The organism is Micromonospora coerulea (assembly GCF_016598485.1).
GTDB lineage: Bacteria > Actinomycetota > Actinomycetes > Mycobacteriales > Micromonosporaceae > Micromonospora > Micromonospora coerulea.
The window spans coordinates 115,673-137,235 of the sequence record NZ_JAEMUW010000010.1 but is presented as its reverse complement, the minus strand read 5'-3'; the positions used below and the strand labels follow the sequence as shown (position 1 = coordinate 137,235).

Below are 21,563 nucleotides of genomic sequence, written 5' to 3'. Positions count from 1 at the left end.
GGATGCGCGGATCGACACGGCAGCCAACGCGGACCATGCGAGCGGTCCCGCCCGTCGGTCTGGTCGGCCCGGTGCATCCAAAGCCAACGCACACCGCTGGCCGCCGCCATCCTGCTCCACAACGGCGGCTACCACCTGCTGCTCGGCGCCGTCATGTCCGCGTGCCTCCTGGCCGCGGCCGGCATGGTGACCAAGCGGGGGGAGGACACGCGGCAGCGGATGAATTCGCGGCCACGGCCCGGGCCCAGCTGCGTTCCGCTCAGCTCGCCGCCGCGCATCCGGCGGACCCTCAGACGTGTAGATCGCGACGCCGGTAGCCCCACGCGCCGACCAACACCGCCACACCTGCCAGCGCCGAGATGACGGCCGCCGCCGGCCAGTCCGGGCCCGCGGCGGGCACGGCGGCGAGATGCGCGAACGGCGACAGCCCGCTCACCCAGGCCGGGGCTTCGACGCTGTCGGCGACGACCTTGAGCAGGAAACCGCCGGCGGTGGGTACCAGGCCCACGGCGGTCACCGCGTGCGGCGCGCGGCCGAGAGCCAGGACCGCGGCCCCGACGCCGAGCGACGCGACCGGCAGGACGTTCCAGGTGCCGGCGAGGGCGGCGGGCAGCGCCAGGTCCGCACCCACGATCGTCGCACCGAGCCAGGTCGCCACAGCCGCCACGGTGACGAGGACCGCCATGCCGACCGCGGTGATGGCCACCTCGGCGTAGCTCAGCCGGGTACGGGTGACCGGGCCGGCGAGCAGCAGGGTCAGCCGCCCGCTGGCCTCGGCCGCGGCGAGCGCGGCTAGGCGGACGGCGGCGAAGGCGCCGACCGGTACGGCGAGCAGGGCGAACAGGGTGGCGGTGTAGCCGCGGACGGTGCCGAGGCCGGCGAAGCCTGCCTGCCCGGCGAGGTCGGCGAAGCGGGGGTTGTCGGCGAGGAACCCGGTCATGGAGTCGGCGAGCAGGCCGATCAGCAGGAAATACGCCCCGATTCCGGCCGACCAGCCGGCAAGCGGACCCAGCGTTCGGCGGGCGGCGAAGGCCGCCACCGAATGGAGCAGCCACCGGCGGGGCGGTCGGCCGGTCGCCGGTCGGAGCAGGCCGTCGCGGACATCCCGCCGTTCGGCCAGGGCGAGGGCCGCACCGGCCAGGACGATGCTGGCGAGGACGAGGACGAGCAGCGGCGCCCACCGGTCGTCGCGATAGGGCCGGGTCAGCGCGAGCGGCCCGTACGGGGGCAGCCAGCGCAGCCAGCCGAGGACGGGCACACCGTCGCCGACCATCCGCGCCAGCAACCCGACACCGAGGAAACCCAGGGCCGCCCCCGTGGCGCCGGCTCTGGCGGGGAAGACCTGCGCGGCCACGGCCGCCGCCGCGACGGCGAGGGTGCCCGTCAGCACCAACCCGGTGGCGTGCAGCAGCGCTCCGCGAGGCGGGGTGCCGGCCGCGATCAGTGCCGCGGACAGCGTGACCCCGATCAGGGCCATCGCGGCCGTCAGGACCGCGAGGTGCCGGCCGAGCAGCGCCGGCCGGGTCGGCCGGCCGGCGAGCAGCAGGTCCCACCGGCCGGTGTCCTCCTCGCCGCGGGTGACGCGGGTCGTGGTGAGGACCCCCCACACCGACAGCAGGACGGCGAGCACGGTGCCGGTGCGCCAGACGGTGAACCCGCCGGCGGTGTCGAGCGCGACCGGCTCGCCGAACAGCGTCCGGATCGCCGGGTTGCGGGCCAGGGCGGCGAGCGCGCCGGCGTCGAGCCCGGCGCCGACGGTCCTGAGATAGGTGGCGGCGACCAGCGTCGACATGCCGACCGTCACGGCAAGTATGACGAGCGCGCCGCGTCGGACCTGACGCACGGCGAGACGGGTGACCGCGCTCCCGGCGGCGACTGCGGACAGCGTGCTGCTGGTCATCGGGTCGCCTCGCCGTAGTAGTCGAGGAAGATCTCCTCCAGGCTCGGCTCCCGGACGCTGAGGGCGGTGAGGTCGGCAGCAGCCAGGGCGGCGAGCGCGGGCGCGGGCGGTCCGGTCAGGGTGAAGCGCACCGAGCCGCTGGCCTGCGTGACATTGTCGACACCAACCAGGTTGTGCAGGTCGGGTACGGGGCCGGCGAAGTGGGCAGCCACCTCGGTGCGGTGCAGCCGGCGCAGTTCGGGCACGGTGGCGACGTCGACCAGCCGGCCCGCCCGCAGGATGGCCACCCGGTCGCAGACCGCCTCGACCTCCGCGAGTTGGTGGGAGCAGAGGAAAACGGTCTGGCCGTTGTCGCGAGCGGCCGCCACGGCGCGGCGGAACTGCAGTTCCATCAGCGGGTCGAGTCCGCTGGTGGGCTCGTCGAGGACCAGCAGCGGCGCGCGGGTGGAGAACGCGGCGATCAGCGCCACCTTCTGCCGGTTGCCGGTGGAGTAGGTGCGGGCGGGCTTGGACAGGTCGAGGTCGAAGCGGTCCACGAGCTCGTCCCGGTAGGCCCGGTCGACGCCCGGCCCGGTGGCGGCGAGCAGGCCCAGGGTTTCTGCGCCCGTGAGCTGCGGCCACAGCGCCACGTCCGCCGGCACGTACGCCAGCAGCCGGTGGGCGGTCGCAACGTCGGCCGCGTCCGTGTCGAAGATCCACGCCTGGCCGGCGGTGGGGCGGGCCAGGCCGAGCAGCAGCCGGATCGTGGTGGACTTGCCGGCGCCGTTCGGGCCGAGGAAGCCGAAGACCTCACCGGCCGGCACGCTCAGGTCCAGCCCGTCGAGGGCCAGCAGGGCTCCGTAGCGTTTGGTCAGCTGGTGGGTGCGGATGGCGGGTGCGGCCATGGGTGCCTCCGGTCGACAGCGGGTCACGACTGCCGACCAGGCTTCCCGGCGCACCACCGGCCACCGTACTGGGTCGCGTCAACCCCTTGACAGCCGCCGGATCGGGGCGGGCCGCCCGGCCGCGTTCCGGGGGAGTCGTGACCGGCGCCCAGCACCGCTATGATCGCCGGGATCCGTGGAGCGCCGGGAAGTCTGGTCGGCACCGTGATGACCCGTGCCCCCGGAGGATGTACCCGTGTTGCTGCTGTGCTTCGCCGTCGTCCTGTTGGCTGCCGTGCTCGTGTCGGCGCTGGCCCACCGCACCATCCTGTCCACCGCGGCGCTGTTCCTGGTCGCCGGGTTCGTGCTCGGCGAGGACACCACCGGGGTACTGCAGCTGCGGGCCGACTCGCCGATCGTGGCGCAGCTGGCCGAGCTGGCGTTGTTCGCGGTGCTGTTCACCGACGGCATGCGGGTCGGCTGGGCCGACCTGCGCTCGGCGTGGCGGCTGCCCGGCCGGGCGTTGGGCTGGGGGCTGCCGTTGACCCTCCTGGTGACGGCGGTGCTGGCCCACTACGTCGCGGGGCTGGACTGGCCGGAGGCGCTGCTGATCGGCGCGATCCTCGCCCCGACCGACCCGGTGTTCGCTGCCGCGCTGGTCGGAAACGACAAGGTGCCGGGCCGGCTGCGGCATCTGCTCAACGTGGAGTCCGGTGTCAACGACGGCCTGGCCCTGCCGTTCGTCGTGCTCTTCCTGGCCGTCGCTGCCGGCTCGCACGACCTGCATCTGGGGGAGCTGGCCAACGAACTCGCCGTCGGATTGCTGATCGGCGTGCTGGTGCCGCTGGCGGCGATCGCGTTGGAGCGGACCCGCTGGTTCGCCGCCTCGGCGGCGTACGCGCCGCTCAACGGGGTGGCGATCGGGTTGCTGGTGCTGGCGCTGGGCAAGGTCACCCACGGCAACCTGTTCCTGGCCGCGTTCGCCGCGGGGATCACCGTGGCCACGTTCGGGCCGCGGGAGCGGGCCGCCTTCGAACACTTCGGGGAGAACGTCGCCGAGCTGCTGAAGCTGGGCGCGCTGCTGGTCTTCGGGGCACTCATCTCGGTGGAGTTCCTGGGTGAGATCTCCTGGGCCGGTTGGGTGTTCGCCGTCCTGGCGATCATCCTGGCCCGGCCGGTCGCACTGTGGATCTCGTTTCTGCGCTCCGGGCTGAGCCTGCGGGAGCAGGCCGCCGCGATGTGGTTCGGGCCGAAGGGGTTCGCCTCGGTGGTCTACGGGCTGCTGGTGCTGGAGTCCGGCATCGCCGCCGCGGACGAGGTGTTCCATCTGGTGGCTTTGACGATCGTGATCTCGATCCTGGCGCACTCGTCGACCGACGTGGTGGTCGCCCGGGCCTTCGACGACAGCCGGGAGACCCCGAACTGGCACGGGCTGCTGCGCCGGGTACAGCGGGCCCGTGCCGTCGAGCGGCCGGGCCACCCGGGCGACGGGAACGAGGGTCAGGCGAGCACGAAGTAGCGCAGCCACAGGTACGGCATGGACAGCCCGACGGTGACCAGGGTGACCACGAGGCCGTACTTGGTGAACTGCCAGAAGGTGATCTTGTGGCCGGCCCGTTCGGCGAGGCCGAGGACGACGACGTTGGCGGAGGCGCCGACGGCGGTGGCGTTGCCGCCGAGGTCGGCGCCGAGGGCGAGGGCCCACCAGAGCACCCGGGACTGGTCGGTGTCGCCCTGGGCGTGGACCAGGTCGGCGACGACCGGGCTCATGGTGGCGACGTAGGGGATGTTGTCCACGATCGCCGACAGGGCCGCCGACCCCCAGAGCAGCAGCATCGAGGCGGGCAGGAGTCGGTCGGCGGTGGCCCCGATGGCGGCGCGGGAGATCTGCTCGACGACGCCGGTGTTGACCAGGGCGCCGACCATCACGAACAGCCCGGCGAAGAAGATCAGGGTGGGCCATTCGACGTCGCGGCTGACCTCGCCGGCGTCGAGCCGGGACAGGGCGAGCAGCAGCAGGCCGCCGAGCAGGGCGACCACCGCTGGTTCCAGGTGCAGGGTGGTGTGCAGGACGAACGCGGCGGTGACCGCGCCGAGCACGGCCAGCCCCAGGGCGAGCAGGCGTCGGTCGCGGATCGCATCGGCCTCGCGCAGCGTGGCGATCTGCGCCGCGCGGTCCGGGTCGTACCGGAACGCCCGGCGGAACAGCACCCGGCACAGGCCCAGGAACACGATCAGCAGCAGCACGATGAACGGGGCGAGGTGAACCAGGAAGTCGTTGTACGTCAGCCCGCCCCGGCTGGCGATGATGATGTTCGGCGGATCGCCGACCAGGGTGGCGGTGCCGCCGATGTTCGAGGCCATCGCCTCGGCGATCAGGAACGGGACCGCCGGCACGCCGAGGCGTTCGCAGACCAGGAACGTCACCGGGGCGATGAGCAGCACGGTGGTGACGTTGTCCAGGGCCGCCGACGCCACGGCGGTGATGAGCACGAGGATCACCATCACCGGGAAGGGTCGGCCCCGGGCCCGCTTGGCGGCCCACACGGCGACGTACTCGAAACCGCCGGTGCGTTTGAACACGGCGACGATCAGCATCATGCCGACCAGCAGGAAGATGACGTTCCAGTCGATGCCGGCCCGCTCGGAGAAGAACGCGTGCTCGGTGTCGGTGGCGCCGATCAGGAACATCACCGCCGCCCCGCCCAGCGCGGCGGCGACCCGGTGGACCTTCTCGGTGGCGATGAGGACGTAGGCGACGGTGAAGACGGCCACTGCCGCCCAGGCGACCGCGCTCACGCCGTCAGCATCCGGTCGAGCAGCGCGTCCAGGGTGATCCCGCCGAGCATCGGCCCGCCCCGAGCGGCGACCGCCACCAGCGGGCTGCGCTTCTGGGCCATGACCGCGGCGACCTCCAGGACGGTGGCCTGGGGCTCGACCACCGGCGGCTCCGGACGTTCCCGGGGCAGTAGGTCGGCGACCGTCTTGCCGTCCGCCCCGCGGAGGAAGACGTCCGCGGAGGGTTCGTCGATCATCCGGGCCAGGGTCGGATCCTCGCGGCAGTAGCCGGGGATGACCAGGCGCAGCACCTGCGTACCGGGCAGCACCGTGACGGGGCAGCCGGCACTGTCGACCACGATCAGCCCGGGCAGGTTGTATCCGGCCAGTAGCCGGGCTGCCTCCAGCACGGGCGCGTCGACGGTGATGGTGGGGAAGGGCACCGCCAGGTCTCGGGCACGCACGTCGGCTCCTGCTGGTCTGGTCGGGACACGTTTCGTCGCACGCCGACCAGACTTCCCGGCACACCGGTGATCACCCTAGCCGCCCGGTGGTGGAGCTGCGTCGGAACCCCGGACCGACCATCGCGACGAACGTCCGGGTCCGCGCCGGTCAACTGGTCTCGCTCGCTCTTGTCGGCAGGTGGGCTCCGGTTGGTGCGGCGGGGGCCGCAATTGCTTGTCATTGACCAACCCCTATGTCTGGATGCGATCATCTGGCATCGCCTGCGGGCCGGTCACGAGCCGGCACCGCGACCGGCAGAGGAGTCCGTATGCGTCCACGTTCGTTCCGGCTCGGCCTGTTGTCCCTGGGCCTGGCGGCAACCACCCTGATGGCCTCGACGGCGACACCCGCGCAGGCCAGCCCCGACTCCACGCGCCAGCTCACCCTGGCGGCCCCGTCCGGTGTCGGCCCGGTCTTCTCAGCCACCGACCGGCTCGCCCGTCAGGTGGCCGGCGCGCTCGCCGATCCCGCCACCCGCGACCGGGTGGTCGCGGCCGTCACCGCCGGGCCGGTGGATCTGCTGACGGCCCGACTGAATGCCCGGACCGACCGCGGCGCTCAATCGGCCAATGCGGCGGTGCTGGCGGCGAAGGGGCTGCCGGCGGCCACCGGCTCGGTGCTGCAACTCCGGCTCGGACATCAGGACATGGCGGCTGAGTTGGCCCGTACCGAGCGCCCGCTCGTGGCGGCGGCGTCGACCGACGACGCGATGACCGGCGTGGTGGCCTACGAACCGGCCGGAGCGCAGCTCCTCCTCGATCCGGTCCGGCTGCCCGAGCGTCCGGTGCTGGTGGTCGAGGTCAACGTGGCGAAGGCGATGCAGCGGGGCCTGGCGCAGGTGCGGCAGGAGTTGACCGCGCGGCGGTTGACCAGCGTCACCTCCGCCGTGACGACGCAGGGCGGTTACTGGGCCACCAAGGTCAACGCCATCCGGCTCAACAATGACCAGGAGCCGTGGGTCAAGGGCAGCGCGGAGATCTTCAACGTCGTCGGCGGCACCGGACTCGACGGCAAGGCCACGGTCAACATCGTGGAGATGCCCTACCTCGACAACGACGGCACGGTCTACTACCCCAACCAGTTGCTGGTCCACTTCAACAACTACAAGTACAACCTGGCCGACGTGGTGATGTGGGAGGACGACGGCGACACCAACTACCGCGACCTGGCCACGGCGCTGATCACCGCCCTGCTGACCGTCGTCGACTACGGCACCTACACCCCGCTGGTCACCGCGATCATCAACGCGATGCCGGCCAGCTGGTGGACCGACGACCCGGACTACGTCGACTCCTGGTACACCCTCAGCACCGGCAGCTCCGGCCGGCTCAACGGCGCGGCCGCCAACGGCTGGATGGACGTGGCGCCGTACTGGGTCCAGCAGTTCTGAATCTGGTCGCCTCCCCCGTGCGGCAACGCCGGGGGAGGCAGGCGGCCGGCGTCTTGGGCCGCGAGGGGGCCGGGGACGCCGGCCGCGAACCGGCGCGACGCGGATCGGTCAGATCTGCTCGGCGCCGCCGTCGACGTAGAGCTCGCCGCCGGTCATGAAGCTGCTCTGGTCGCTGGCGAGGAAGAGCACGGCGTTGGCGATCTCCGCCGGCTGGCCCATCCGGCCCATTGGCACGGTGGAGGCCAGCATCTGGATCAGGCCGGCGGCCTCCTCCGGGCTGTTCGCCAGTCCGGTGATGCCCGGGGTCTCGGTGGGGCCCGGAATGACGGTGTTGACCCTGATCTTCCGGCTGGTCAGCTCGGCGGCCCAGGTGCGGCCGAACGAGCGGATGGCGGCCTTGGAGGCGGCGTACACGCTGAACGCCGGCGTACCGTTGCTCGCCGCGGTCGACCCGGCCAGGATCACCGACGCGCCGTCGTTGAGCACCGGCAGGGCCTTCTGGACGGTGAACACCGTGCCGCGCACGTTGCGGTCGAACGTGTCGGTGTAGTGCGCCAGGCTGATGTCGCCTAGCCGAGCGAACTCGCCGCCGCCCGCGTTGGCGAAGAGGACGTCGAGGCCGGCGCCGCGGGCGGTGATCGCCTCGACCACCAGGTCGAGGTCGTCGAGGTTGCTGACGTCGCTGCGGATGCCGGTGGCGCCGGGGCCGATCGCGGCCACGGCCTCGTCCAGCTGTGCCTGGCGGCGTCCGGTGATGAAGACGTGGGCGCCTTCGGCGGCGAAGCGCTGGGCCGCCGCCAGGCCGATGCCGGTGGTGCCGCCGGTGACCAGGGCCGTCTTGCCGTTGAGCTGTCCCATGGAACGTTCTCCTTGCCGGGTCGATTGAGCGGTCGGAGTTCCGTACCGCTCGGTACAAAAGCAAACCTAGCAGGGGCCCCGGCCAGTCGCCAAACTTTTGTACCGAGCGGTTGGGCGGGAGTATCGTGGAGCCCGAGGAGGTGGCTCAGATGCCCCAGACCGGACGACCGCGGGCGTTCGACGCCGAAGCGGCCCTGGACCGGGCCGTGGAGGTGTTCTGGCGCCAGGGCTACGAGGGTGCGTCGCTGACCGACCTCACCAACGCCATGGGCATCAACAAGCCCAGCCTCTACGCCGCGTACGGCAACAAGGAGGGCCTCTTCCGTAAGGTCGTGGCCCGGTACGCCGACGTCGAGATGGCGTACGCGCGGGACGCGCTGACCCAGGCCACCGCGTACGAGGTCGCCGCCGCGATGCTGCGGGCGAACGTGGTCGCCCTGACCCGCCCCGATCGCCCGGCCGGTTGCCTGTCGATCCAGGGCGGCACCGCGTGCAGCACCGAGAACGCCGGCATCGCCGCGTTCCTCGCGGCCAGCCGGCTGGCCGGCGAGCAGGCCCTGGCCGAGCGCTTCGCCAGGGCGGTCGAGGAGCACGACCTGCCGGAGGGGGCCGACCCGGTGGCGCTCGCCCGGTTCGTCTCGATCGTCACCGAGGGGCAGGCGGTGCACGCCGCCGCCGGTGTCACGCGCGCCCAGCTCGAGCAGGCCGCCGAGATCGCCCTGCACGCCTTCGCCGCCGCGGCGTACCCGGACCGGCCGGTCTCCTCCACCGGCCGCTGACCCCTCGCCCGAAGCGCCGAGTTCCGCTGCTCCGCGCCGGTAGGTTCGGGGCATGGCCAGCGACCGTGATCCGGCCGGCGTCCGGTGAGCCAGGATCGACGCTCTCCGGACATGCCGGGGCTGGCCCTGGCCGGTGCTCGCGGTCGGTGGCTGTTGATCGCCACGGTCCTCGGCTCGGCGCTGGCGCAGCTGGAAGCGACCGTGGTCAACGTGGCGCTGCCGGTGATCGGCCGGGAGTTGGGCGCCGGGGTTTCCGGCCTCCAGTGGGTGCTCAACGGCTACCTGCTGACCCTCGCGGCGCTGATCCTGCTCGGCGGCTCGCTCGGTGACCGGTTGGGCCGTCGCCGGGTCTTCGTCCTGGGCACCGTGCTGTTCACCGTCGCGTCCGGGGCCTGCGCCGCCGCCCCGACCCTGCCGCTCCTGGTCGCCGCGCGGGTGGTGCAGGGCGTCGGCGGGGCGCTGCTCACCCCGGGCAGCCTGGCCATGCTGGAGGCGCTGCTGCGACCGCAGGACCGGGCCAAGGCCATCGGCGCCTGGTCGGCGCTGGGCGGCGTCGCCGCCGCGGCCGGCCCGCTGATCAGCGGCTGGTTGGTGGAGTCGTCCTGGCGGTGGGTGTTCCTGCTGCCGATCCCGCTCGGCGTGCTGGTCGTGCTCATCTGTCTTGCCCGGGTGCCCGAGTCGAGGGACCCGGACGCCCGGGGCCGGCTGGACGTGGCCGGGGCGGCCCTGGCCACGCTGGCGCTGGCCGGGCTGACCTTCGCCCTGGTCCAGGCGTCGAACGGATTCGGGCTGCCGGTCCTGCTCGCGGCGCTGGTCGGCCTGGTCGCCAGCGTCACGTTCGTCGTGCTGGAGCGCCGCCGGCAGAACCCGATGCTGCCGCCGAGCATCTTCGCCGACCGGCAGTTCACCGCCGCCAACGCGGTCACCTTCGCGGTCTACGCCGCGCTGGGCGGGGTGTTCTTCCTCTTCGTCATCTTCCTCCAGGGCGCGCTGCGGTACTCGCCGTTGGCGGCCGGCGCCGCCTCCCTGCCGATCACCGGGATCATGCTGGCGCTCTCGTCGGCCTCCGGCGCACTCGCCCAGCGGATCGGACCGCGGATCCCGCTCACCGTCGGCCCGCTGCTCATCGCGGCGGGAATGCTGCTGATGCTGCGCATCGGCCCGGACAGCCGGTACGTGCCCGACGTGCTGCCCGCCGTGGTGGTGTTCGGGCTGGGGCTGGCCGCCGTGGTCGCCCCGGTCACCTCCACCGTGCTCGCGGCGGCCAGCGACCGGCACTCCGGGATCGCCTCCGGGGTCAACAACGCCGTCGCGCGTACCGCGCAACTCGCCGCCATCGCCGTGCTGCCGCTGGCGGTCGGGCTGACCGGCAGTCAGTACACCGACCCGGACGCGTTGACCGACGCCTTCCACCGCGCCATGCTGCTGACCGCCGGGCTCTCCGTCCTCGGCGCTCTCATCGCCGTCACCACCATCCGCGCCGACGTCCTGACCCGGGCCGGCCAGGGTGTCGGGGGAGACCGCCGGCACCGCCTGCGAACGCTGCGGCACCACCTGCACCTCGGCGTGGCGGGTCCGCCGGCCCGGGTGTCCACCGCCGAACAGCCGAACCGCCAGCCCGGTGCGACCGGGCCGAAGAACCCCCGCTGACCGCCGCCCCGGTCCGGCCCGCGGCGCGTTTGTCGTCGGGGGCCGCGGGTAGCCACGCTGTCTCCGGACGGGAAGGACGTGGCATGGCCGAGCTCAGCTTCTTCGACAAGGTCGCTGCCCGAGCGGGTGTCTCGCCGGAGGCGGCGCAGCCCCTGACCCAGGCCACCCTGCGTACCCTCGCGGAGCGGATCAGCGGCGGCGAGGCGGCGGCCCTGGCCGGCCACGTCGCCAACGAGCTGAGCCCGCTGCTCGTCAAGGGCACCGAGGATCCGGAGGCGTTCGGGTACGACGAGTTCCTGCGCCGGATCGCGGACCGCGCGGGAATCGATGGCGGCGCCGCGGAGCGGGGCGCCCGGGCCGTCCTGCAGACCCTGCACCGGGTGGTCGGGCACCGCGAGTTCACCAACGCCATGGCGCAGCTGCCCGCGGACATCCGCGCCCTGGCCGAGCCCCTGCCGCACGGGCCCTGACCGTCGTGGCCGGCCGCCGCACCGCACCGGCCGCGCCTGAGGTTGCGCGAAGAGCAGGTTGAGGCGACCAGGCGCCCTGCCGCCGGGGCACGGCCGTCCGGTCAACCGGGCAGCGGCCGACCGGCGGGCGTGGCCGCGCCGCTGCTCTCCCGGGGCCGCACCGCGTGGGGTGCGGTGATCTCGACGGGTGCGGCGTCCGGCTGGTCGCCGCGGGCCGCGATCCGAGCGACGGCCTCGCGGGCGATGAAGGCGGTGTCGACGGCGACGGTGCTCAGGGCCGGCCGGGAGTAGCGTCCCTCCTCGATGTCGCCGATCCCGATGACGGCGACGTCGTCGGGCACCCGCAGCCCGGCGTCCACGACGGCGCGTACGGCGCCGATCGCCAGCAGGTCCGAGTGGCAGAAGATGGCGTCGGGGGGCGCCGGCCCCGCCAGGAGGGCCCGGGCTGCCCGGTGGCCCTCGGCGCGGCGGTGCCACCGGACGGGTTGCTCGTCGCCCGGCCGCGGGGCGAGGCCGACCCGGCGCAGCGCCTGCCGGTAGCCGGCGGTGCGCGGCCCCGGCGCGGCCGGGGACTGGTCCGGGTGGCCGCCGATCGCGGCCACCGTCCGGCGTCCCGCGCGCAGCAGGTGCTCGGTGGCATCCCGCGCGGCACGGGCGTGGTCGATGGCGACGTGGTCGCCGTGACCGTCCCGGGTCTCGCCGAGCCGGACCAGCGGGGTACCGGCGGCGGCCTGCGCCTGGATCGGCTCCGGCGGTGTGCCGTCCGCGGCCAGCAGCACGCCGTCGACCGCCATCGGGCGGGCGGCGCCGATGGCGGCCAGGTCGCCGCGTTCGACGACGACGCGGTAGCCGCGGTCGGCGGCGGCGGCGGCGACGACGTCGACGGCGAGGTCGTCGAGGTACGGCAGGCCGGTCCCGGTCACCACGAGGGCGAGCAGCCCGGTCCGCCCGGCGCGCAGGTGCCGCGCCGTCGGGTTGGGCCGGTATTTCAGCTCCTCGATCGCGGCCTGCACCCGCCGGCGCATGTCGGCGCTGATGTACGGGTAGCCGTTGACGACGTTGGAGACCGTCTTGACCGACACCCCGGCGTGCCGCGCCACGTCCTTCAGCGTGGAAATCCGCAACGCATCCTCCCGTCCGCGGCGACCCGGGCGTTCGCCCCCGGCTCATACCGGCGAAAGCGATTCGGTGGTGTACCAGCCGACCCTCGCAGAGGCAGTTACACCTGTCAAGGCGGTACGCTGGTGTGACGAAAGGGGGTCGACCGTGGACGAGGAGGCAGCGATCACGCCCGCAGCCCGGCTGGTGCGCGACTTCGTCAACACCCTCGAACCGCAGGTCGACGAGGAGCTGCTGACCACACCGGACCGGCTGCGCGACTGGTTCGCCGAGCGCGGGCTGCTGCCGGCCACCACAGCGCTCCGCCCGGTCGACCTCGCCGCCGCGGTGGCCATCCGGGAAGGCCTGCGCGCGGTGCTGCTGCGCCACGCCGGTCACGACGCCGACCCAGGCACGCTCGCCGGGCTCGACCGGGCACTGGCCCGGGTGCCCGTCCGGATGACCCTCGACGCCGGCGGGCCCCGCCTGGTCGCCGTCCGTGACAGCGCCTCCGACGGCGCGTTGGCCGGACTCGTCGACGCGGTCCGGCGGTGCGCGGAGGAGGGCACCTGGAGCAGGCTCAAGGTGTGCGCCCGCGACACGTGCCGCTGGGCGTACTACGACGCCTCCCGCAACCAGGCCCGCCGCTGGTGCTCGATGGCCGGCTGCGGCAACCACATCAAGATGCGGCGCGCGTACGCCACCCGGCGACGCCGCGAGCGGGCGGCCGTACCGCCCAGCCAGGACGCGGGCGGTCCCGGGCCCCGGTCGGGCTGACCGGCGATTCCCGCGGCCGCTGCGGCGTGCCGTCCGCAGCGCTGTCGTCGGGCGGCACCACCGTCCGATCAGCGATCACCGGACGACGTGTGGACCGTCGGTGAGCGGGAACGCTGCGCCGTCGCGCGTCCCTGTGGCGGCGGGAGGAACATGGGCGCCAGAACCTTCGTGGTGGTGGGTGGCACCAGCGGCCTCGGCCTGGCGGTGGCCCGCCTGCTGGCCGACGAACACCGGGTTGCGGTCCTCGGTGACGTGTCCGACGAGGTCGCCGCCGTCACCGACGAGCTGGGCTGCGCCGGCGGGGTCTGCGACGTCTCGTCCTACGAGCAGGTCCGGGACGCCTTCGCCGCGGTGGCGCGGCGGTACGGGGTGATCGACGGGGTGGCGGCCTGCGCCTCGGTGTGGGCCGGCGGCGACCTGGCGCAGCTGTCGCCGGAGCGCATCCGGCGGACCGTGGAGGTCAACGCCCTGGGCACCACGTACGTGCTCCGGGAGGCGCTGCACCACCTGCGCCGGCAGAACCACGGCAACGTGGTGTACATCGGGGCAATGGCGGTGACGAAGCCGCGGCCGGGCATCCCGCTCTACCGGGCCACCAAGAGCTACGGCAGCAGCCTGGTCGAGTCGCTGGCCGAGGCCCAGCACAGCAACCGCGTGAAGGTGATGCAACTGCATCCCGGGCCGATGCCGACCCGGTTGCAGGACCGGGTCGGTGACGCCTTCCTGGACGAGATCTACGCGCTGCCGGAGCAGGTCGCCACGGAGGTCGTCCGGCTGCTGCTGCTCGCCCCCGAGGACCTGTACGTCTCCGGCGAGCACGTGCTGCGCGCCGACGGGCGGTGGTGACGGCCGGCGGCGCCGACGCCGAGCCTGCCGTCTCGGCGTGGGCGCCGCTGCGGACCGCCGTCTACCGCAACCTGTGGCTGGCCCTGCTGGCCGCCAACGTCGGCACCTGGATGCAGACCGTCGGCGCGCAGTGGCTGCTGATCAACCAGCCGAACGCCTCGACGCTGGTCGCCCTGGTGCAGACCGCCAGCCTGCTGCCGGTGCTGCTGCTGGCCCTGCCGGCCGGCGCGCTGGCCGACACCTTCGACCGCCGGCACCTGCTGATCTCGGTGCAGCTCTTCCTGGTCGCGGTGGCGGTGGCGCTCACCGCGCTCACCGCCACCGGGCGGATGCCGCCGGCGCTGCTGCTCACCCTCACCTTCGCGTTCGGCGTGGGTCAGGCGCTCACCCTGCCGGCGTGGGCGGCGGTGATCCCCGAGCTGGTGCCGCACGCCCAGCTCCGGTCCGCCTCCGCGCTCGGCTCGATCAGCGTGAACGTGGCCCGGGCCATCGGCCCCGCGGTGGCCGGCGTGCTGATCGCCCGTACCGGGGTGGCGCCGGTCTTCGCCCTCAACGCCGTGGCGTTCCTGGTCTTCGCGTACGCCCTGGTGCGCTGGCGCCCCGGCAACGCCCGTGCCGTCGAGGTCCCGGAACGCTTCACCGCCGCCCTGCGGGCCGGCGGCCGGTACGTGCGCCACTCGCCGATCGTCCGGCGGCTGCTGCGGCGCGCGCTGGTCTTCGTGATCCCGGCCAGCGCGCTCTGGGCGCTGCTTCCGGTGGTGGCCAACCGACGGCTCGGCATGGACTCCAGCGGCTACGGCATGCTGCTGGCCGCCCTGGGCGTGGGCGCGATCGCCGGTGGGCTGCTGCTGCCGTGGATCCGGACCCGGATGTCGGCCAACCAGTTGCTGCTGGTGGCCGGAGCGCTGTACGGCGGCACCCTGCTCGTGGTGGCGTCGGTGCGGGTCGTGCCGCTGGTGCTGGTCGCGCTGCTGCCCGCCGGGCTGGCCTGGGTCACCGTCCTGGCCAACGTCAACGCCGAGATCCAGCTCTTCCTGCCCGGCTGGGTACGCGCCCGCGGGCTGGCCGTCTACCAGATCGTGCAGGGCGGCGGGCAGGCCGTGGGCGCGTTCGCCTGGGGTGTGGTGGCCGACCTCGCCGGACTGGTCGTCGCGTTTGTCGCCGCCGGCGCGTTGATGCTGGTCGGCGCGGTGACCAGCCAGATCTGGCCGCTGCCGGAGCTGCGGGGGGTGAACAAGGATCCGGCCACCTACTGGCCGCGGCTGCGACTGGCCCACCAGCCGGACCCCCGGGTCGGCCCGGTGCTGGTGCTGGTCACGTACACCGTCCGGCCGGACCGGGAGCGGGCGTTCCTCGACGCCATGGACGTGGTGCGGGGCGCGCGGCAGCGTACCGGGGCGATGCGGTGGGGGCTGTTCCGGGAGGGCGAGTCCCGGGACCGGTTCGTCGAGGTCTACCTGGTGCCGTCCTGGGACGAGCACCTGCGCCAGCACGGGGGCCGGCTGACCGGCGCCGACCAGGAGGCCGAGGAACGGGCCCGGGAGCTCGCCGACGGCGTGCCGGAGGTACGGCACCTGCTGCCGGCCGCCGCCGGCCCGGCGCTGGCTGACAACCGGGAGGCGGCGTGAGCACCCCGGGTGCCGGCTCGGCCGCGGTGCCGGCCCGGCCGCGCGCTGGCCGGCCGCACCCGCGTCGACGCCGCTACCGGGTCAGCAGCGCGCGCAGCGCCCGCACCACCTCGGCGGGCGCCTCCTCGGCCATGAAGTGGCCGTAGGAGACCGACCGATGCGCCAGGTCCGGCGCCCACGCCCGCCACCGCGCCGCCGCGTCGAAGCCGAGCGCCGCGCCCCAGTCCTGCTGGAGCACCGTCACCGGCATCCGCAGCCGGTTGCCGGCCGCGCGGTCGGCCTCGTCGTGCGCGACGTCGATCCCCGCCGAGGCCCGGTAGTCGGCGACGATCGAAACCACCGCCTCCCGGGACGCCCGCAGGTAGGCGGCCCGCACGTCGGCCGGGATCGCGTCCGGGTCGCCGGCCCAGCCGTCCAGGAAGTGGCCGAAGAAGGCGTCCGGGCTGGCCCCGATCATCCGCTCGGGCAGGCCGGGCGGCTGCGCCATCAGGTAGAGATGGAACCCCACGGCGGCGCTGGTGCCGTGCAGGACGTCCCACATGTCGAGGGTCGGCAGCACGTCCAGCGAGGCGAGGTGGGTGACCGCGCCCGGGTGGTCCAGGCCGGCCCGGATCGCCACCAGGGCGCCCCGGTCGTGCCCGGCCAGCGCGAACCGGTCGTGCCCCAGCTCGCGGGCCAGCGCCACCACGTCGGCGGCCATGGTGCGCTTGGCGTACGCCGTGCCGTCGGTGTCCGCGGGCTTGTCGCTGGCGCCGTAACCGCGCAGGTCGGGACAGATGACGGTGTGATCGGCGGCGAGGTCGGCGGCGACGTGCCGCCACATCAGGTGGGTCTGCGGGAAGCCGTGCAGCAGCACGATCGGGCTGCCGGAGCCGCCCACGGCGGTGTGCAGCGTCACGCCGTCGGCGACGGTGACGCGCCGGTAGTCGAAACCATCGATCCTGGGTTCCACGGGAAGCCTTTCTGTTCGGATGTCCGGTGCTTGTCGAGCCTGCTCCGGGCAGATCAGCGGCGGATGAGCGTCCGATGAGTGGCCCGGCCGGCGCGCCGGTGCGGCGACCCGCGGCCTGCCTAGAGTGGGCGGCATGACCAGCCAGGCGGGCCCCCGGTTCGGCGTACTGGGGCCGGTGGAGGTGGTCGGCGCGGCGGGCCCCGTACCGCTGAAGGGGACCCGGCAGCGCGCCGTGCTGGCCCGGCTGCTGGTCGCCCGGGGCCGGGTGGTACCGGTGGACCGGCTCGTCGGTGCCCTCTGGGACGAGCCGCCGGCGGGCGCGGTGGCCGCCCTGCGCACCTTCGTCGCCGACCTGCGGCGCGCCCTGGAGCCCGACCGGCCGCCGCGGCAGCCGGCCCGGCTGCTGGTGACCACCCCGCCGGGGTACGCGCTGGCCGCCGCGCCCGACGCCGTCGACGCCTGGCGGTTCGAGGCGGCGGTCGGCGGGTCGGCGGAGCTGCTGGCCACCGGGCGTCCCGACCGGGCCCGCGCCGACCTGGACGCGGCGCTCGCCCGGTGGCGGGGGCCGGCCTACGCGGAGTTCGCCGACCAGCCCTGGGCCCGGGCCGAGATCGACCGGCTGGACGAGCTGCGAATGCTGGCCGTGGAACGGCGGGCCGAGGCGCTGCTGGCACTGGACCGTCCCGCCGAGGCCGCCTCCGACCTGCGCGCCCACGCGACCGCACAGCCGCTGCGGGAGGATGCCTGGCACCTGCTGGCGGTCGCGCTCTACCGGGCCGGCCGGCAGGGCGACGCGCTGGCCGCGCTGCGCCGGGCCCGGGCGACGCTGGTGGGGGAGCTGGGGGTGGACCCGGGCCCGCGGCTGCGGCAGCTCGAAGCCGACATCCTCGCCCAGGCGCCGCAGCTCAGCCCGCGGGCGGCCACCCCGCCGCCGGGCCGGGCGCCGTCCCCGGCCGGTGGCGCGTTGCCGGCATCGGCGCCCCGGGACGCCGCGGCGCCGATGCCGGCCGCCGGTGCGGCGGACCGCCCGCTCCTGGGGCGGGGGGAGGAGCTGGCCCGGCTGGAGCGGGCGGCCGGCGAGGTGACCGCCCGCGGCCGGCCCGGGCTCGCCCTGGTCTCCGGGGAGGCGGGTGGGGGGAAGACCGCGCTCGTCGAGGCGCTCACCGCCGGGCTGGCCGCCCGCGGCTGGACCACGGCGTGGGGTCGCAGCCCGGAGTACGCCGGCGCCCCGGTGGCCTGGCCCTGGGCGCAGGTCACCGCCGCGCTGACCAGCGGTGGGGCGGCCGGTCCGGGGCCGGCCGGCGCCGAGCCCTCGATCGGTACGGGGGCGGACGCCGGTGCGCCCGGCGACCCGTCGCCCGCCGGCGCCGCCGGGACGGCGCAGGAGGACCCGGCCGTGGCCCGGTTCCGGCTGCACCGGGCCGCCGTGGCGCGGCTGACCGCGGCGGCCGCCCGGACGCCGGTGCTGGTCGTCCTCGACGACCTGCACCGCGCCGACGCCGACACCCTCGACCTGCTGACCGCGCTGCTCGGCGGGCCGGAGCCGATCACCGGACCGGTGCTGGTCGTCGGCACGTACCGGGCCACCGAGATCTCCCCGGAGCTGACCGCGACCCTGGCCCGGCTCGCCCGCACCGAACCGGTCCGGGTCTATCTGGGCGGACTGCCCGAGGCGGCGACCGGCGAGCTGGCCGGCGTCGTGGCCGGGCGGGAGCTGGACGCGCCCACCGTGCGGCTGCTGCACCGGCGCAGCGGCGGCAATCCGTTCTTCGTCCGGGAGCTGGCCCGGCTGCTCGCCGCCGAGGGCACGGCGGCGCTGGCGGCGGTCCCGGCCGGCGTGCGGGACGTCATCCGGCACCGCCTGGCGCGGCTGCCCGAGGCCACCCGGACCGTGCTGCGGCAGGCCGCGGTGATCGGCCGGGACGTCGACCAGGACGTGCTCGCCGCCCTCGCCGGCGACGAGGCGACGCTCGACGCGCTGGACCAGGCCGCGCAGGCCGGCTTCCTGACCGCGCAGGGCACCCGGTTCACCCACATCCTGGTCCGCGACACGCTCTACGGGGACCTGTCCGGGCCGCGCCGGGCCCACTGGCACACCCTGGTCGGGGAGGCGATCGAACGGCTGCGCCCGGACGACGTGGCCGCGCTGGCCCACCACTTCGCCCACGCCGCGAGCCGCGCCACCGCCCCGCGCGCCGCCCGCTACGCGCGGGCGGCGGCCGAGCAGGCCGAACGGCGCTTCAATCCGCACGAGGCGGCCCGCCTCTGGCGGCAGGTGCTCGCCGCCCACGACCGGGCCGGTGGCGAGGACGTACCCGGGCGACTGACGGCGGTCATGGGGCGGGGCCGGGCGCTCGCCGTGACCGGGCACCTGGCCGAGACGCGCCGGCTGCGGGCCGACGCGGTCGCCACCGCCGAGCGGCTCGCCGACCCGGTGCTGACCGCGACCGTGCTGGCCGCCTTCGACGTACCGGCCGTCTGGACCCGCAACGACGACGAGGAGCTGTCCGGCCACGTCGTCGCCGCCGTCGAGCGCGCCCTGGCCGGGCTCCCCGCCGAGCAGGCGGAGCAGCGCAGCCGGCTGCTGAGCACCCTGGCGCTGGAGCTGCGCGGCACCACGTCGGACCGTGGTCACCGGGCGGCATGCGAAGCGGAGACCCTCGCCCGCCGGCTCGGCGACCCCGCGCTGCTGGCCTTCGCCCTCAACGCCCGCTTCATGCACAGCTTCCGGCGGGCCGGTCTGGCGCCCGAACGCGCCCGCCTCGGCGCGGAGCTGGTCGACCTGGCCGGCCGGCACCGCCTGGTGACCTTCGAGGTGCTCGGCCACCTCATCGGCCTGCAGGCGCACGGCGCCCTCGGTGACCTCGCGGCGGCCGACGCGCACGCCGCCGCCGCCGACCGGCTCGCCGCGCGGTACGAGCTGCCGCTGGTCGCCGTCTTCACCCGGTGGTACGCCGCCCTGCGCCTGGCCGTGACGGGTGACCGGGCCGGGGCGGAGGCCGCGTACCGGGCCGCCGCCGCCACGCTGGCCGGGGGCGGGATGCCGGGCATGGCTCGCGGGCTACTGCCCCTGGCCCTGCTCGGGCTGCGACTGTCCACCGGGGACGACGACGCTCCCGCGCTGGGCGCCGGCGTGGACTGGGGGCCGTACGAGCCGTGGGTCCGGCCGCTGGTCCTGCTGGCCGCCGGCCGCCGCGATGAGGCCGCCACCGCGCTGCGGGAGCAGCCGGATCCGCCGCACGACCTGCTGCGCGAGGCGCTGCTCTGCCTGGCCGCCCGCGCCGCGCTCGCCCTCGACGACCGTCCCCGGATCGCGCGCCACTACGCCGAGCTGCTGCCGGCCGCCGCGGAGCTGGCCGGGGCGGGCAGTGGGGCGCTCACCCTCGGCCCGGTGGCCCGTTACCTGGAAGACCTGGCCACCGCGCTGGGCCATCACGACCAGGCGGCGGCCCATCACCGCCGGGCGCGGGACCTGCGCCCGCCGGGGCGCCACTGACCGGGCCGCGCCTGCCCGCCGGATGCGACATCCGGCCCCGGGCGCCGGCACGGCGCCCGGGGGCAGGGCCACCGGGGCCATGATGGGGACGGCGCACGGCGGAGGGAGCCGGAAATGAGCCCGGAACGCGCGTGCCAGGTTCAGGCGGTCGCCGCGACCTCCGAACCGGACTGCTCCGCCGGCTCCTCGACCGTCCGCTCGGCGGCCGGCGCCTCGGCGGGCGTCCGCACGGCGAACGCGTCGAACGGCTCCCGGGGCGCGGGCACCGGCGCGGCGTGCACCGGCGCGGCGGCCGCCGGCTCGGCGGCCACCCGGGGGCCCACCTGCGGGTACTCGGCGGTCTCCCCGCCACCCGCGGCGGCCGCCATCACCGCCGCCGCGGCCAGGTCGGCGACCCGCTTCGCCTCCCGCTGCACCCGGGCGCGGACCTCCTTGGCGTGCTGCTCCGCCAGGTCGGCGGCCCGCCGGGCGTCCGCCAGCCGCTTCGTCTCGGTGGTCAGGTCGCGGCGGACCCCGACCAGGCGCTCCTCCAGCTCGGCGCCCTCCCGCTCGATGCCGGCGATCTCCTGCCGGGACCGTTCGAGCTGCTGGCCGGCGGTCTCCAGCTCGGCCTGCAACTGGGCCAACGCCTCCTGCCGCTGCTGGACCTCCTGCTGCACGGCGATCAGCTGCTCCTGGTGCGCCGCCGTCTGATCGTCGGCCCGCTCGCGGACCTCGGTGGCGTACTGCTGGGCCTCGGCGACCAGCGCGGCGATGTCCCGCTCGGCGGCGGCGGCCCGGTCGGCCAGCTCCTGCTCGGCGGCGGCCCGCCGCTCCTCCAGCTCGCGGGCCATGTTGGCCTGCCACTGGGCCAGCTCCTGCTGGGCCTTGCTGCGGTTCGCCTGCACCTCCTGCTGGATCTGCGTCCGGGCCGCCTTCACCAGCGCCTCGGAGGCGGAGCGGGCCTGCTCGACCTGCTGGTTGCTCTGCTCGGCGATCCGCTTCGCCTCCTGCTGGGCCCGCTCGTGGGCGGCCTGACCCTCGGTCCGCAGCTTCTCCGCCAGCTCGCGGGTGGCGGTGAGTTCGGCCTGCGCGGCGGCCCGCCGCTCCTCGTGCGCCTGCTCCTGCTCGGCGCGCCGAGCGTCCAGCTCCTCGTCCAGCTCGCGCAGCTCCCGGGCGGCCTGCTCCCGCGCGGCGGTGAGGGCCTTCTCCGCCTGGGTGTGGAGCTCTGCGGCGCGTTTCGCGGCGGTCTCGCTGATCACCCCGGCCTGCTTCTCGGCCAGGTCGAGGATCTGCTCGACCATCGGTCCCAGGTCCCGGAAGGAGGCCCGGTCCACCTGCGCCGGGCGCTGCCGCAGCTCCGCCACCTCGGTCTGCGCCCGCTGCAACTGCACGGTCAGCTCCTGGACCTGGCGGTACGCCCGGTCCCGGTCGGCGGTCAGCGTGGACACCTCGCCGTCCAGCCGCTTGACGTACCGGTCCACCTGCCGCTTGTCGTAGCCGCGCAGCGCGAGCTCGAAGCTCGGCGGGGCCGACGCGTCGTCGTGTGGTGCGAACGGTTCCTCGCCGTTGGACATTGCGCCATCCTCCGTCGG

Annotated in this window: 17 protein-coding genes; 9 read left to right on the top strand and 8 right to left on the bottom strand. The window is 75.0% G+C overall.

Going from position 1 to position 21,563, the window contains the following annotated elements; genetic code table 11:
- Positions 1–289: 289 nt before the first annotated feature.
- Together I8N68_RS15220 and I8N68_RS15215 are read right to left on the bottom strand one after the other, a co-directional pair.
- Entirely contained in the window at positions 290–1,900 is a 1,611-nt protein-coding gene (locus I8N68_RS15220; RefSeq protein WP_200210625.1) for an ABC transporter permease, read from the bottom strand.
- Entirely contained in the window at positions 1,897–2,784 is an 888-nt protein-coding gene (locus I8N68_RS15215; RefSeq protein WP_200210624.1) for an ABC transporter ATP-binding protein, read from the bottom strand. Before I8N68_RS15215 ends, I8N68_RS15220 begins: the two co-directional genes overlap by 4 nt.
- A gap of 235 nt (positions 2,785–3,019) precedes the next feature.
- Between I8N68_RS15215 and I8N68_RS15210 the strand changes: the two genes are divergently transcribed.
- Positions 3,020–4,282, top strand: coding sequence for a cation:proton antiporter (locus I8N68_RS15210; RefSeq protein WP_200210623.1), 1,263 nt, complete (start codon positions 3,020–3,022; stop codon positions 4,280–4,282).
- Here I8N68_RS15210 and I8N68_RS15205 read toward each other — a convergent pair.
- Both I8N68_RS15205 and I8N68_RS15200 read right to left on the bottom strand, forming a co-directional pair.
- Complete coding sequence (locus I8N68_RS15205) at positions 4,264–5,562, bottom strand: ArsB/NhaD family transporter (RefSeq protein ID WP_200210622.1); 1,299 nt, start codon at positions 5,560–5,562, stop codon at positions 4,264–4,266. The genes I8N68_RS15210 and I8N68_RS15205 overlap by 19 nt on opposite strands.
- Entirely contained in the window at positions 5,559–6,005 is a 447-nt protein-coding gene (locus tag I8N68_RS15200; protein WP_200210621.1) for a CBS domain-containing protein, read from the bottom strand. Before I8N68_RS15200 ends, I8N68_RS15205 begins: the two co-directional genes overlap by 4 nt.
- A gap of 308 nt (positions 6,006–6,313) precedes the next feature.
- Here I8N68_RS15200 and I8N68_RS15195 point away from each other — a divergent pair, with 308 nt between their 5' ends.
- Complete coding sequence (locus I8N68_RS15195) at positions 6,314–7,435, top strand: DUF3103 family protein (protein WP_200210620.1); 1,122 nt, start codon at positions 6,314–6,316, stop codon at positions 7,433–7,435.
- Positions 7,436–7,543: 108 nt separating this feature from the next.
- Here the strand turns inward: I8N68_RS15195 and I8N68_RS15190 are convergent, their stop codons facing one another.
- Positions 7,544–8,293 (bottom strand): SDR family oxidoreductase, encoded by a 750-nt coding sequence (locus I8N68_RS15190; protein ID WP_200210619.1) that lies wholly within the window; start codon positions 8,291–8,293, stop codon positions 7,544–7,546.
- 149 nt (positions 8,294–8,442) lie between these two features.
- Between I8N68_RS15190 and I8N68_RS15185 the strand changes: the two genes are divergently transcribed.
- The 3 genes from I8N68_RS15185 to I8N68_RS15175 all read left to right on the top strand — a co-directional run bounded on the left by I8N68_RS15185 (position 8,443) and on the right by I8N68_RS15175 (position 11,192).
- On the top strand, positions 8,443–9,072 hold the full coding sequence (locus tag I8N68_RS15185; RefSeq protein WP_200210618.1) for a TetR/AcrR family transcriptional regulator: 630 nt from the start codon (positions 8,443–8,445) through the stop codon (positions 9,070–9,072).
- Positions 9,073–9,183: 111 nt separating this feature from the next.
- Positions 9,184–10,722 carry an MFS transporter gene (locus tag I8N68_RS15180; RefSeq protein WP_200210617.1) on the top strand — a complete coding sequence of 513 codons (1,539 nt, stop codon included), beginning with the start codon at positions 9,184–9,186 and terminating at the stop codon, positions 10,720–10,722.
- 83 nt (positions 10,723–10,805) lie between these two features.
- Positions 10,806–11,192 (top strand): DUF2267 domain-containing protein, encoded by a 387-nt coding sequence (locus I8N68_RS15175; protein WP_200210616.1) that lies wholly within the window; start codon positions 10,806–10,808, stop codon positions 11,190–11,192.
- 101 nt (positions 11,193–11,293) lie between these two features.
- Here the strand turns inward: I8N68_RS15175 and I8N68_RS15170 are convergent, their stop codons facing one another.
- Positions 11,294–12,316 carry a LacI family DNA-binding transcriptional regulator gene (locus I8N68_RS15170; RefSeq protein ID WP_234039744.1) on the bottom strand — a complete coding sequence of 341 codons (1,023 nt, stop codon included), beginning with the start codon at positions 12,314–12,316 and terminating at the stop codon, positions 11,294–11,296.
- 142 nt (positions 12,317–12,458) lie between these two features.
- Here I8N68_RS15170 and I8N68_RS15165 point away from each other — a divergent pair, with 142 nt between their 5' ends.
- The 3 genes from I8N68_RS15165 to I8N68_RS15155 all read left to right on the top strand — a co-directional run bounded on the left by I8N68_RS15165 (position 12,459) and on the right by I8N68_RS15155 (position 15,541).
- A complete protein-coding gene (locus tag I8N68_RS15165; protein WP_200210615.1) occupies positions 12,459–13,067 on the top strand; it encodes a CGNR zinc finger domain-containing protein in 609 nt (202 codons plus the stop codon).
- Between the two features lie 150 nt (positions 13,068–13,217).
- On the top strand, positions 13,218–13,913 hold the full coding sequence (locus I8N68_RS15160) for an SDR family NAD(P)-dependent oxidoreductase (RefSeq protein WP_200210614.1): 696 nt from the start codon (positions 13,218–13,220) through the stop codon (positions 13,911–13,913).
- Positions 13,910–15,541, top strand: a complete 1,632-nt coding sequence (locus tag I8N68_RS15155) for an MFS transporter (protein ID WP_200210613.1) — start codon at positions 13,910–13,912, stop codon at positions 15,539–15,541. Before I8N68_RS15160 ends, I8N68_RS15155 begins: the two co-directional genes overlap by 4 nt.
- A 73-nt stretch (positions 15,542–15,614) precedes the next feature.
- Here the strand turns inward: I8N68_RS15155 and I8N68_RS15150 are convergent, their stop codons facing one another.
- Positions 15,615–16,493 carry an alpha/beta fold hydrolase gene (locus I8N68_RS15150; protein WP_307812834.1) on the bottom strand — a complete coding sequence of 293 codons (879 nt, stop codon included), beginning with the start codon at positions 16,491–16,493 and terminating at the stop codon, positions 15,615–15,617.
- A 133-nt stretch (positions 16,494–16,626) separates the two neighbouring features.
- On the opposite strand from I8N68_RS15150, the gene I8N68_RS33615 reads away from it, so the two are divergent.
- Entirely contained in the window at positions 16,627–19,989 is a 3,363-nt protein-coding gene (locus I8N68_RS33615) for an ATP-binding protein (protein ID WP_200210611.1), read from the top strand.
- Between the two features lie 140 nt (positions 19,990–20,129).
- Here I8N68_RS33615 and I8N68_RS15140 read toward each other — a convergent pair whose 3' ends face one another.
- Positions 20,130–21,545 carry a coiled-coil domain-containing protein gene (locus I8N68_RS15140; RefSeq protein WP_200210610.1) on the bottom strand — a complete coding sequence of 472 codons (1,416 nt, stop codon included), beginning with the start codon at positions 21,543–21,545 and terminating at the stop codon, positions 20,130–20,132.
- Positions 21,546–21,563: the final 18 nt, after the last annotated feature.